This window comes from Traorella sp. mt218 (assembly GCF_055420025.1).
Genome location: NZ_JBVAYM010000003.1, coordinates 75,661 through 89,245, shown reverse-complemented (window position 1 = coordinate 89,245; position 13,585 = coordinate 75,661). Strand labels below are relative to the sequence as shown.

The 13,585-nt window shown below is 36.0% G+C and carries 11 protein-coding genes and 1 pseudogene; 9 read left to right on the top strand and 3 right to left on the bottom strand.

Going from position 1 to position 13,585, the window contains the following annotated elements; all coding sequences use genetic code 11:
* The first annotated feature begins 7 nt into the window (after window positions 1–7).
* From bilR to ACZYT3_RS02490, 4 genes are all read left to right on the top strand, one after another.
* Window positions 8–2,020, top strand: a complete 2,013-nt coding sequence (gene bilR / locus ACZYT3_RS02505) for a bilirubin reductase, long form (protein WP_464087575.1) — start codon at window positions 8–10, stop codon at window positions 2,018–2,020.
* A gap of 656 nt (window positions 2,021–2,676) precedes the next feature.
* Window positions 2,677–4,953 carry a hypothetical protein gene (locus tag ACZYT3_RS02500; protein ID WP_464087574.1) on the top strand — a complete coding sequence of 759 codons (2,277 nt, stop codon included), beginning with the start codon at window positions 2,677–2,679 and terminating at the stop codon, window positions 4,951–4,953.
* Between the two features lie 232 nt (window positions 4,954–5,185).
* Entirely contained in the window at window positions 5,186–5,635 is a 450-nt protein-coding gene (locus tag ACZYT3_RS02495) for a GNAT family N-acetyltransferase (protein ID WP_464087573.1), read from the top strand.
* A gap of 10 nt (window positions 5,636–5,645) precedes the next feature.
* The gene (locus ACZYT3_RS02490; RefSeq protein WP_464087572.1) at window positions 5,646–6,164 is read left to right on the top strand and encodes a GNAT family N-acetyltransferase; all 519 of its coding nucleotides are present in this window, start codon (window positions 5,646–5,648) and stop codon (window positions 6,162–6,164) included.
* Between the two features lie 94 nt (window positions 6,165–6,258).
* On the opposite strand, the gene ACZYT3_RS02485 is transcribed toward ACZYT3_RS02490, so the two are convergent.
* From ACZYT3_RS02485 to ACZYT3_RS02475, 3 genes and pseudogenes are all read right to left on the bottom strand, one after another.
* A complete protein-coding gene (locus tag ACZYT3_RS02485; RefSeq protein WP_464087571.1) occupies window positions 6,259–6,411 on the bottom strand; it encodes a hypothetical protein in 153 nt (50 codons plus the stop codon).
* Window positions 6,412–6,429: 18 nt separating this feature from the next.
* Complete coding sequence (locus ACZYT3_RS02480) at window positions 6,430–6,792, bottom strand: PTS sugar transporter subunit IIA (protein ID WP_464087629.1); 363 nt, start codon at window positions 6,790–6,792, stop codon at window positions 6,430–6,432.
* Window positions 6,793–7,199: 407 nt separating this feature from the next.
* A pseudogene (locus ACZYT3_RS02475) lies at window positions 7,200–7,532 on the bottom strand (PRD domain-containing protein); the annotation flags it as partial.
* A 986-nt stretch (window positions 7,533–8,518) separates the two neighbouring features.
* Here ACZYT3_RS02475 and ACZYT3_RS02470 point away from each other — a divergent pair.
* From ACZYT3_RS02470 to ACZYT3_RS02450, 5 genes are all read left to right on the top strand, one after another.
* Window positions 8,519–8,827 (top strand): PTS lactose/cellobiose transporter subunit IIA, encoded by a 309-nt coding sequence (locus ACZYT3_RS02470; protein WP_464087570.1) that lies wholly within the window; start codon window positions 8,519–8,521, stop codon window positions 8,825–8,827.
* A gap of 4 nt (window positions 8,828–8,831) precedes the next feature.
* Window positions 8,832–9,155, top strand: a complete 324-nt coding sequence (locus ACZYT3_RS02465) for a PTS sugar transporter subunit IIB (RefSeq protein ID WP_464087569.1) — start codon at window positions 8,832–8,834, stop codon at window positions 9,153–9,155.
* Complete coding sequence (locus ACZYT3_RS02460) at window positions 9,155–10,447, top strand: PTS sugar transporter subunit IIC (protein ID WP_464087568.1); 1,293 nt, start codon at window positions 9,155–9,157, stop codon at window positions 10,445–10,447. Before ACZYT3_RS02465 ends, ACZYT3_RS02460 begins: the two co-directional genes overlap by 1 nt.
* 64 nt (window positions 10,448–10,511) lie before the next feature.
* On the top strand, window positions 10,512–12,389 hold the full coding sequence (locus ACZYT3_RS02455; RefSeq protein WP_464087567.1) for an oxidoreductase: 1,878 nt from the start codon (window positions 10,512–10,514) through the stop codon (window positions 12,387–12,389).
* A 101-nt stretch (window positions 12,390–12,490) separates the two neighbouring features.
* Window positions 12,491–13,558 carry a hypothetical protein gene (locus ACZYT3_RS02450; RefSeq protein ID WP_464087566.1) on the top strand — a complete coding sequence of 356 codons (1,068 nt, stop codon included), beginning with the start codon at window positions 12,491–12,493 and terminating at the stop codon, window positions 13,556–13,558.
* The last annotated feature ends 27 nt before the right edge of the window (window positions 13,559–13,585 follow it).

Genomic DNA, 13,585 nt, shown 5'->3' with positions numbered 1-13,585 from the left:
GGTACTTATGAAATTATTAGAAGAAATCAAAGTCGGTAATCTGACATTAAAAAATCGTATCATGTTTCCACCTCTGACAACCGGTTATGAAGAAAGAGATGGTTCCATCGGTGAAAGAAGCTTTAATTTTTATACCCGATTGGCAAAGGGCGGTGTAGCTTATGTCGTTATCGGTGATGTTGCACCTGTCAATACGGCGTCACCGACACCAAAGCTCTGTGATGATTCTCAGATTCCTACATTTAAGAAACTGGCAGATTCACTACATCAATATGATTGTAAATTAGCTTTACAGATCTTCCATCCTGAATATGATGTTCCGGGTGTAGGAAAAATGATCATGGCTGCCAGAATGGCCGGTGTAGCAGCCCAGAAAGCAAAAGAAGCAGGCGATATGGCTACTTTTGAAGCAAAGATGGCAGAGTCCAAGAAGGTAACGGCAGATGCATATGCGAAATTGCATCATGATATGCAGCACTTTGTAAGCGAAGCTACTAAAGAACAATTAGATGATATCAAACATTCTATTGCGCAGTGTGCAAGAAGAGCGATGGAAGCCGGTGTGGATGCGATTGAAGTACACGGGGATCGTTTATTAGGTTCTCTTTGTTCAACTGTCTTGAATCACAGAACGGATGAATATGGTGGATCTTTTGAAAATCGTATTCGCTATGCCTTGGAAGTAGTTAAAGCAATCAAAGAAGCAGCTCCGTCATTGATGATCGAATATAAGCTGCCATTCATCACTAAGAATGCAGATGGCAGTGATCGTGGCAAAGGTGGCTTGCATGAAGAAGAAGGTATCCTGTTTGCGAAGAAACTGGAAGAAGCCGGTGTCGATATGATTCAGGTGGCTCAGGCAAACCACACAGGCAATATGGGTGATACGATTCCACCAATGGGTACCGTTCCATATAACTGGACATTACCGATCTGTAAACGTGTAAAGGAAGCCGTTAGTATTCCTGTCGCAACTGTCGGACGTGTTGTCAGCGTAGAAGCCGGTGAAGAAATCTTAAATAACGGTGAAGCCGATGTGATCGGTTATGGACGTTCTTTATTATGTGATCCGGATATCGCAGTAAAGGCTGAAAGAGGCGAACCGATCCGTGAATGTCTTAACTGTAATAAGGGATGCGTGGATGCCATTCAGGGACGTAAATATATTTCTTGTGTATTGAATGCGGAAAACGGTGATGAAGGAACGATCTTTATCAAGCCAAGCGATCAGAGCAAGCATGTCGTGATCGTAGGTGCCGGTATTGCCGGGCTTGAAGCAGCCCGTGTGGCAGCACTTCGCGGTCATAAAGTGGATGTTTATGAAAAAGAAGATCATATCGGCGGTCAGATCCATCTGGCAGCTGTACCTCCGAGAAAAGCTGAGATCATGCGTTCAGTTGAATATTATGAAAAGATCCTTCCTCGTTTAAATGTGAATGTACATTTGAATACAGAGGCAACAAAAGACATCATGAATGATGCGGATGCGGTAATTGTCGCTGTGGGCGCCCATGATTTGCATTTACCGATTCCGGGTGCCGATTCCAGCAATGTCGTATCAAGCTGGGATGTATTGGCAGGTAAGGTAGAAGTAAGTGGTCACTGTGCTGTTATCGGTGGTGGCCTGGTAGGTACGGAAACTGCTGAATATCTGCTTGAAAAAGGCTGCCAGATATCGATCATCGAAATGATGGATAAGATCGCTAATGGTGAATCTGGAACGATCTTGCCATTGATCATGACTGACTTTACAAAGCATGGTGTAACTCAGTATGTGAATACCAAAGTAAACAGCATTACGAATGATGGCAAGAAAGTATTGGCAACCAATACCGCAGAAGGAAAAGATGTGGAAATTGATTGTGATATGGTTGTCATGGCTGTTGGTTCTAAGAAGAACACGCTGGATGTTGAAGGTGTTACCACACCTCTCACTTATGTAGGTGATTGTTCAGGTGACAGGACAGCAAGTATTGCGGAAGCCATTCGTTCCGGATATAATGCAGCTAACGAAATTTAATAAATCTAAGATTCTTCTCATGATGAGAGGAATCTTTTTTTTGAAAAGCATCTTGAAGTTTTTGAAAGTTCTATCTATAATAAAGCTGTAAGATAGTTTTTTATGGGTGTAAACTATCTTTCTTTTTTATTACAAGACAGCTTTATCATGATTTCAAGAAGCCGTCTGATTGAGTGAATCAGCAGGCGCATTTCTTTTATCAAATCTACCATATCAGTACCTTTGCCTTTCTGCAATCGATAAACCTGCAGGCTCAGGTGCTTTTTTCTATCTCACAAGCCTTGGGACTTACATACTTGATAAGTAAAGTCCGGTTAGATGAATATCCCTCTACTATGATATATCCATAAAATCTATAAAAATCCCAATGAAAATAAAATAAATTAATATAATTTTACTGGATTTATGGTACAAGGAGATGTAGGAATATATAAATAATGAACGAAAAATATAGATTTTTTACACAAATTTTATTGAAAACGCTTATTTTTGTGTTAAAATTTAAATGTAGGAAGATGTTAAACAGAGGCTTGATTGTTCAAGATATAACTGTATAACAAAAAAATACAATTGCCGATCAGGTCCTTGGTTACACAAAGCTTTTATTGTTGTAAATGTTTTTCGTGTATATAACATTTTCGGAAAGGGAAAGATATATGAAAAAGATCATGAGAATTATTTCTGTGAGTCTATGTCTCATGCTTGCCTTGTCAGTTTCTGCTTCTTTTACTAAGGCTGCAGCAAGCGAGATACAGACAGAAGATTCTGTGGCACGTGTCGGTGATGAATATTATGACACGTTGGCAGAAGCTTTTAAGGCTATCCAAACAGAAGGAACTGTTGAATTGGTAGCTGATGCTACTATGGATAATAGAATTACTATCGCTGCTGGTAAAACAGTGACATTGGATCTGGGAACATATACGATCACATCATCTGAGTCATTCAAGGGAGCAAGTAATGTTTTTTTCATCAATAATGGTACTTTCACAATTAAAGGTGAAGGAACGATTGATGCAACGGGGAAAACTAACCTCTATTATGCTATTGACAATGCAGGTGGAAAATTATATGTCAATTCTGGTAAGATTATTGGTAGGAATGAAGGAATTCGCACAAGGAAATATGGAATGAATAATGGAATTTTGACTATTTCTGGTGGAGAAATTTCTAATGTAGTTTCATATAAAGATGATTGTGCAATCTATGCGTATGAGAGCACCGTAGAAATATCTGGAAATGCACAGATTCACGGATTGAATGCTGCTGTTAGGGCATATGGAAGTACAGTAACGATTTCTGGTAATGCATCTCTTAGCGGTGCTTTTGGTGTTATGTTATTTAATGATATATCAGAGAATACCCCAACTGCAAAGCATTCATCTTTGACGATGACCGGTGGTACGATTTCTGCGACAAATGGTTTTGCGTTATCAGGAAACAATATGCAATCTGCTTTATGTAGTGCTGAGATTACTGGCGGTACATTAACAAGCATTGATGAAGCAACAGGTATCTATTGGCCAATGGAAGGTGCATTAACGATTGGCGGAAATGCAGTTGTTCGAGGCGGAACAGGTATCGAAGCGAAGATGGGAACTATTACGGTAAAAGATAATGCAACGATCATCGGTACAGGTGCATGGCTTGAGGACGAACCTTATGGTGGCGGATCACAGGCTGAAGGATCAGCAATTTTGACATCAGCTCAAATGTATGGTGCAAATGCCGGCCAGTATATTACTAGTCCGGATCTTACGGTAAACATTACCGGTGGAACATTAACGGGAACATTAGGTAATGCCGTTACGGTTTACAATACAGAAAATACAGATGTTCAGAAAGTCAATGTTGCTGTAACTGGCGGAAGCTTAGAGGCAGCAGAAGAAAGAGCCGGTGTAAAGGTAATCATGGCAAGTGGAGAAAATCAGCATGAATTGACACAGGATGCTGACGTGAACAGCTTTGTCACTTCTCAATCTAACACGACCGTAACAGTATCTGAAAATGCAGCCTTGGCAGTGGTTAATCAGGGTGGCAATGCTTCTTATTATCGAAATATCAATGACGCATTAAAAGCTAATACGGGTGACGTTGAGAGCATCGTTAATATTTATGTGCTGGGTAACAGTGAAGTAGACAGTGAAGCATTGGAGAATGAAAATGTTGTTTTAACAACTGCTAAGGGAGTTGAACTGCATATCACTTCGAATGTAGAAGGCAAGATCGTTCAAGAAACAACAAATGACGATGGAAGTAAAACTTATGTGCTTGTGGATGCTTCAACATTTGCAGCTCCGCAAGTAACGCTTAAAGCAGATGCTACGACAGTACATGTTGGAGAAGAAATAACTTTAACTGCAACAGCAACTCATGAAGAAAAAGATGTTACTTATACTTATGCTTGGTATAAGGATGGTAATCTGATAGCAGGTGAAGAGAAGGATACACTTAAGGTAACTGAAAGCGGTGTTTATACTGTAAAGGTAGTAGCCCATAAAGCTGATGGCAATGTTGTCTTAAATTCAGAAGAGATTGAAAGTAAAGGTGTAAGCTGTACAATCGAACCTCATAAATACGAAGGTAACTGGAAATATGATGAAACAAATCATTGGCAGGAATGCAAGTGTGGTGAAAAAGGAAACGTTGCTGCTCATACATATGAATGGGTCGTTGATAAAGAAGCTACTGAAACAGAAGCAGGTTTGAAACATGAAGAATGTACGATTTGCGGTCATGCGAAAGCAGCAGTAGAAATTCCGGCTACCGGTACAACAAATAAACCAGCTGATGAAAAACCAAGCGTAGATACAGAAACACCAAATACGAGTGATAACAGCAATATCATCCTTTGGATTTCTCTTATGCTTGTGGCTGGCGGTGCATTGGCATTGGCGTTTGTTTATCGTTCAAAGAAAAGATACAGTAAATAAAGACTGTCATCATTATTGAAAAAGTTTTGGATATATGATGTTAAAAAGACCATTCTCTTGATGAGATGGTCTTTTCTTGTGCGGTAAAGTAAAAAGATGTTATAATGAATCATATTTGAAGGCGAGGTGGTCACTATGCTTAAATATGTAGAAAATCAGACCGGGGAAGTTGTTTTTTTATAATCGTTTCAATTCCTCGGTGTCCGTTTAAAACGATGCGATAGGAGGAAAAATGGAATTGATTTTAGTAAAGGATTTTACGGATCCACTTTTTTGTGATGCTTTTATGCAATATTTTAAAGAACTTGAAATTCATGTAGATGACTGGAATACGTTATTTGCACAGATGAATGATGACGGTGATAATATTGCCTATGTCTTAAAGAAAGAAGATAAGATAATTGGTTTTATTCAATTTAAGGAGGAAATGTTATCAAACTGGTTTTTTAAAGAAAAGGTTGGTTTTGTTCGTGAATTTTGGGTGCGTGATGATAAACGGCATCAAGGGTATGGAAGTGCTTTGCTGGAAGCTTGTGAGCAGTATCTGAAAAAACAAAAGACTCACCGAGTATTGCTGACAAGTGATCCGGATGCTCAGAGATTTTATCTGCATCATGGGTATCATAAAAGAGAGGATATCCATGCATTGAATGAGCTTCCGGTATATGTGAAAGAAATATGAAGGAGTTATGATGGAAATTATTCAAGGGACAGATGAATACAAGGGGAAAGAAATTGTATTTCATTATACAAGTGAATATTATTATGAAGCCTATGTCGATGATTTCAGTGTACGCTTTGTACGTAAACCTTTTGGACATGAGGTTCATAAAGAATTTAAAAGTACCTTGCTTGAGGATTGGTTGGAAAATCCAGAGCTTTATATGATCAAAGAAGCTGATGAGCTGGTTGGTTTTATCGAAATCAGCCTGGAAAGCTGGAATCATCGTTTGCGTATTTCTAATATTTGGGTAAGTGATTCAAAGCGGCATCAGGGTATTGGCTCAAAGCTTATGAATAAGGGAATAGAAAGAGCCGGTGAGCTTGGTGTACGGGCCATTGTTTTAGAAACACAAAGCTGTAATGATAAAGCCATTTCTTTTTATAAGAAACATGGATTTACATTGATTGGATTTGATCTGATCAGTTATTCAAATGAAGACATAGAGAAAAAAGAAGTGCGTATTGAAATGGGAAAGATACTCAAATAATAAAAGATTGATTTGTGATTATTTGAATAAAATAGATAGAGTCATTCAGAATAAAAAAGCGGTTTACAAATGTACCGCTTTTTCTATATATTCGCTATTTCTTTTTTGTTGCTATATGTTTGTAATGCCAAATCATTCCACAGATAATAAGAATCAAACCAAATGCATATCCTTCACTTTTTTCTGTAGAAAAACCAAGATATAACATGGCAATACCTAATATATAACAAAGTATGATCACTCCCATAAATAAACCTTCTTTCTATTACAGATAAAGAGTAAATATTTTTTCTAAGTCTTCAAAACTGCTTGCATTTAATATTTTGGCATAGACCTCATCATCCGATAATATCTCTGTAAGAGAGTTGAATAATTCGCTAAAATTTCTTCTTTCTGTCTTTTTAAGTGAAACGATAAATATTAAATTTACTTTATTTTCTCCCCAAATAACGGGTTTTGAGTTGATGGATAGAGAAATAAAGGAAGAAATATCATTGTTAGATAATGTATGTGCAATAGCAATATTATTATAAGAGCTAGGGGCAATTTTTTCATGACTATATATTTCTTCTTTAAAGGAATCATTAATGAGTCCTTTAGAATATAAATCATCACAAATCGTTTCAATTGCATCTTTCGATGTTTTAAATCCCCTATTAAAGTAACACAGATCTTTATCAATATAAGAAAGGAGCGTTTTAAATGAATTGTATTTCTTTTTTTGTTTTGTAAGTTACGTACCCTGTTTCTTATCTGATCAATGTTTTGTTCTCTTAAAAATGCATCGACATAAATAATTGGAACATTTGGAGAATAATCAATCGGAATGGTAGAAATAATTGCTTCAAATTGATGATTTTTCAATTTGTCGATATCTGATACCATAGTTTCTATATATATAAAATCACCTAACATATCATCTATCTTTTTATATAGATTGTGTCTTATGACATAATAGTCTGGAGCAACAATGGCACAGATAATCTTGTTTTGCTGAACTGTTTTCTCCTCTAAAATAACCCCTACATGTAAAGTAATATAAGCAATTTCATCTTCAGACAGAGAATACCTTGTTTCCTGCTGGATGATATAAGCAATATGTACGGCAATCACATAGAGAAAAGGGTATTTATTCTTGATATCATTAAATTGCTCATTTCGTAATGTAAGATGTTTTTCAGCACGAATCAGGACATTTTTCAAATGTAAGGCAAAACGTATTTTGAAATGAGTGTTGTTTAAGTCAATTGAATAGAGATCAAAAACACTTGTGATAATTTTGTTCACTAATGAGCTAATTTCTATATCTACAACTTTTTCTAAACTATCGTATATTTCTTCTTTTTTTGAAACAATGCGTGTAGACATTAATAAAGAAGCATCTATAATATCCTGACCACTAAAATGAGCACCTTCATAATGAAGACTTAATTGTTGAATAATTTCAGTAACAACTTTAGCAATATTTGGATCTGCAAAGGCACTTAAATCCAATGAATCGATATTTACATCACTTTCATCTATAGGATTGTCATAGCTTAATTCAATACAGACGGCTAAATGAATAGTATAGGTTAGCAAAGAATAGTGATCTACATAATACTGATATTTGTTGAAGACATCAATCACGATTTGACGAATATCCGATAAGTTTACACGTTTAAAAAATTGTTTTACATTAGCTGTTGAAAAAGAAGTGCGATTTAATTCATCTCGAATTACATTAATAGCAAAATCACGACGATCTGTTTCTTTGGCAACAGAAAAGAGTTTTCCATGTTTTGTCTTCAAATGAATTTGATAGGTCTTTAGCTCTTTTTTCCATTTTTCCATCTCATTTCTTAAAGTAATAACTGTAATGCCAAAATAATCAGCTAATTTTTCAATATCGATTATTTCGTTTTTTATGACAATATTTTGATAAATATATTTTTTTCTTTCATTGAAATTAGCAGGTAAAGAATCATGATCAAGATGATCAATTTGGATATTTTGGACATTATTTAAGCGATATCCTTTATTAGAGGATATTATAATTGGTTCAGATTCATTGATTTTGGAAATTAAGTAGCGAACCTGACGGGCGGATATTTTAAGTTTTGATGCCAAAAATGAACAAGTGAGCCACTTGTCAGTTGATTGTAAGAGCTGAATCAATTCATGAGTTTTATCGTTACACATATAATTCTGAGTTCCTTCCAGTGTTAATTATAGTATATGCAATTTTTAAAAAAACATTTGAAATTGTTAGACCTATGACTAAAACAGATGTTTTTTTTTTATAAAAATTATGAATACAATCAAATCAGAAAGTAACCATTTATCTTGGTTCATAGATGAAAGGAGGTATTTATTTGGACGAGAAATTGGTCGAAAAAACTGTTTACATTATTGCCAATGCAGGAGATAGCAGGAGCAGTTCAATGGCGGCTATGGAATATGCCAAAAAAGGAGATTTTGAGGAAGCAAAAAACTTGCTCAAAGAATCTAGTGAGGCTTTTCAAAGAGCACATGTTGAACATACCCGATTGTTAACAGAGGATGCCAAAGGAGAAAACATTGAAGTAACTTTACTTCTAGTACATGCTTCCAATCATCTTTCTGTGGCAGAAGTCACACTTGATTTTGTTAGGGAAATTATTGAGCTTTACGAAAGGAGGTAGTTTTATGCTTAACATTGTCTTATTGTGTCAGTATGGTGCCAGTACTGGATTAGTTGCCGAGAAAATTTCTGAAGCTGCAAAAAAGCGTGGTATTGAGGCAACAGTAAATGCCTATTCGGTATCTGAAGCAGGAAAAGTGATACCAACAGCGGATATTGTATTATTGGGGCCACAAGTACGTTTTCATCAAAAAAATTTAGAAAAAGCTTATGGTGAATATGGGGTTCCAATAACTGCTATGCAAGCTACTGATTATGGCCGTATGAATGGGGAAGGTATTTTAGATACTGTTCTAACAGTTTTAGATAAAAGTAAGGGGGCTTTATAATGACAGAAACTAAAACAAATTATATTGATAAAATAGCGGATATATTAACTCCTATTGCCGCAAAGTTGCAAGAAATGCATTTAATTTCATCTTTGGCTGAAACAATGCAAGCGGTACTGCCAGTTACTATTATTGGTTCTTTTGCCTGCTTAGTAGCTTTTTTGGATATTGGTGGTTATCAAGCTTTTTTAGCTGAAAATCCTGCAATTTTAACAGTTGCCATGAATATCCAATCATTAACATTAAGTATTTTTGGTTTCTATGTTTTACTATTACTTCCATATCTATATGCTCAGAAATTAGGAATGAAACAATCAGTTGCAATGATTCCTATGACTGTTGCTGCTTACTTATTGATCACTCCACATGAAGCATATACCAACATTCCTGCTGAATGGCTAGGTCATAAGGGATTAGTTTCTGTAATATTACTTTCATTCTTAGTTGTACGTGTTACAAAATTCCTATTGGATAAGAGGATTTGTTTAAGAATGCCGGCAGGTGTTCCAAAGTTTGTTGAAGATGGATTTGCAATTTTAGTACCGGCTGCCATTGTTTGGGTACTATGTGCCATTCTTCAATATGTATTTGCATCTACAGAATTTGTCACCATTCATAGTGTTATTTATTCAATCTTACAACAGCCATTCCAAACAATAGGATTGTCGTTATTAGGCCAAACAATTACTGAAACTGCAGCTACATTATGTATGTTCTTAGGCTTACACGCTAATACAGTTATAGGTGTTGTTGAACCATTGCGTTATGCTGCTGCAGCCGAAAACTTAGCAGCTTGGGAAGCAGGATTAGAATTGCCAAATATCATATGTTATGGATTTACAAATCTTTCACTTATTGGTGCAGGAGGAAGCTGTTTATCAGCAACATTGGCTTTTCTCATCTTTTCTAAATCTAAACGATATCAAAGCATTTCAAGAGTAGCCGTTGTTCCTGGTATTTTTGGAGTAGGAGAACCTATTCTGTTTGGTTTACCAATTATGTTAAATCCAACAGCCTTTATTCCATTTATAGGTATTGTTATATTTAATCAGATTTATGCTTATACCGTAATTGCCATTGGATTAGTTGGAAAGTTTACAGGTGTTACAATTCCTTGGACAGTACCGCCATTCTTAAATATGATTCTATCAAGTTCAACTCCAGTACAAGCCTGTATTGCATTAGCGGTTGAATTAGTCATTAATTTAGCTATTTGGTATCCGTTTGTTAAGATTATGGATCGAGAGGCACTTGCTGAAGAGGCGGCAGCCATTGAGACAGCTACAAACTAGCTAATTAAAAAATACAAGCCGGCATGAATTTGTCGGCTTGCTGATTAAAGAAGAGGAGGTTTTTATGTATACACATCCTAAATATCCAAAATTATTTTCGCCTTTGAAAATTAATCAGCTTGTTCTAAAAAATAGAATCTTTTATGCTCCTGTGGAATATTACCATGATCGTGCTTTAGCTGGAGCGGCCGTTATGATGCGTGGAACAAGTGGTACCTTGCAAGATCCTAAATGCCGTATCAAACCAGGAAAATGGTTATTTTCACCGAGTGAAATGCCACGCGTAAAACAAGAATTATCGATGATAAAAAGAGCTGGTTCATATGCTTCATTGGAAGTGATGCATGCAGGAATTTGTGCTTATGCTGATGAAGGCGGCTATGTTATAGGTCCAAGTGATGGTATTAATTTAAAAGGAGTTCCTATTAAAGGAATGACAAGAGAGATGATGGATGATATGATCCATGATTTCGCAAATACTTGTTTGATTGCAAAACAAATTGGATATGACATGGTGATGATTCATTTTGCACATGGCTGGATTGCTTCACAATTTTTTTCCACAAGATTTAATCAACGAAAAGATGAATTTGGAGGATCTTATGAGAATCGAGTTCGTTTCCCTAAAATGATCTTACGTGAAGTACGTAGGGTTTTAGGAAAAAATTATCCTATTGATATGAGAATTAGTGCTTATGAAGCTTTTGATGGCTGTATGCCAAAGGAAGAAGTCATACGCTTTATTAAAGAGGTTGCTGAAGAAGGACTTATCGATATGGTGAATGTTTCATATGGGGGAGAATTATCCTATGAGTCTGATGATAATATTGCTTATCCTAGTCCTTTTGAACCAGATATGTGTTATGCAGATTATGCAGATGATATAAAGAAAGCTGTAAAGATTCCGGTAGCTGTTGTTGGAAAGATTATGACTCCTGAACAAGCAGAGTTGATCTTAGAAAATAATAAAGCAGATATCGTTGTTATTGGGCGTTCCTCAATCGCTGATCCTTATTGGGCAAAAAAAGCTTTGGAATGTCGCAGTGAAGATATTGTTCCTTGTATATCCTGTGGTAAATGCTTTGATAAACGATGTTCTGTAAATCTTCGTGGATATATGGAACATTTGATCCCTCTTCATCTGGAAAAAGCAAAAGAAAAGAAAAAAGTCGTTGTTGTGGGAGGGGGACCTGCTGGCATGAAGGCAGCCTTAACAGCATCTGAAAAAGGATATGAAGTTGTTTTATACGAAGCAAGTGATCAATTAGGAGGTTTATTAAAAACAACGGACTTTGATGAAAATAAACGTGAATTAAAACGTTATAAGGATTATTTAATTCGACAGCTAAAGAAATCGAAGGTGTTTATTCATTATAATGTGAAAGCAACAAAAAAGATGATTGAACAAGAAAATCCAGACCAGTTGATTTTAGCGATGGGTTCATCTCCTATAATACCTAAAATAAAAGGAGTAGAAAATGCTATCCAATGTGTTGATGCACATTATCATATGGATCAAATTGGAAAGAAAGTCGTTATGATTGGTGGTGGATTAGTGGGCAGCGAATTTGCCATTACATTAGCTTTTAGAGGTCATCATGTGACTCTTATTGAAAAGACAAGTGTTTATGGAGGACAGAATGATGGAACAACATTTAAACCTTATGACATAATCAAACATCATCCAAATATCCAAGTATATACTCTTTCAAATTGTACCTCTATTGGCAAAGATTATGTTGAGTTTGAAGATCAATATCATCAGCTTCACAAAATCGCCTCTGATACCACGATTTTATCTGTCGGTTTTAGAAGCAATAATTCTAATCTTGATGAATTCTTTGGGATAACACCCAATACAGTTATAATAGGGGATTTAAGGCGCCCTGCAAATATAAGAGAATGTGAAGAAGAAGCCTATTTTGCAGTAGCAGAAATCTAAAGAAAATGAATTTCATCCATTTAAAATGTGCTTCATAGGAAAACACCCATTTGTGTCATTAACTTTAAAAATCGTTATAAAAAAGAAAGGAATCAACGATTATGAAATATGGAACAGAGAAATATTATTGGGATATATTGACAAAAGAGGATATGCTCATACGACCACCTCGTTTTGACAATGACGAGGATTTACATCCCGAAAGATGTATCGTAAGTTGTCTTGGCACTTGGTTTGATCAAAAAGATAAAGCACCTATCTCCTTTTTTCGTTTAATGAATTTGGATAGTTCTCGCTGGGCAGGAATGGTAAGAGCAGGTGATGGCCCATTGACTCGTCCTACACCTGTCCATGTTGATGATCTGGCTCAAAAAGGAGCTAAAATGATTCCTTATCAAAAACTTCAAAGTAATCCTGATGTTTGGGGTTGGGGAGTAGAAGATCCTTTTGTGGAAGTCAGATACTATGAAGATGGAACGATCACTTGGAAAGAGGGAAAAAAGGGCTGTATTTTAGATGTAAAATTAGAACCATTCCCATATACCTTCTTTATTCATAGATGTGAGCAATTTCCAGTAAGTACCTTTTATACCAATGGTTGTTATCTAAAAGGTACTTATGAAGGAAAACCAATTGAAGGTATAGGCTTCCATGACGGACAATTTGTGCCAACACAAAATACAGATAAAGAAACTGCATGGCAAAAAACAACCGATTATCTTACAGCGAATTGTGTCGGTATTCGTGAAGATGGCAGAAAAGAAGTATGTTTCTTTAATGGACAAGCTGATCATTTGGTAGGCGGATATTGGTTGCAAGGTGAAGAACCAATTGTGGATGGTGATGTACAAATTATAGGTGATTGGGTTCATTTACCTTATACAAATGATGGCACTTGTTTAATGCCTAAGTTTGATATTAAAATCGGCTCTAAAACGATTCACTTTGATGGTAAATGGGGAATCAAAGGCTGGGGTAAAGAAGATTGTGTAGATCACGCTGAAAAAGGATTACCTTCATTTGGTGATCGTCATGGCGAATCTCAATGTATCGGTACATTCTATGAAGGACAGACTCCATATAAACATCGCGTTTGGCAAACTTTTATTGAAAATATGGAGGCCTTTGATTATAAGTTAAAAGCTAGAGGGCATCATGTGATTGACTAGGAAATATAATAAAAAAATAAGGAGGAA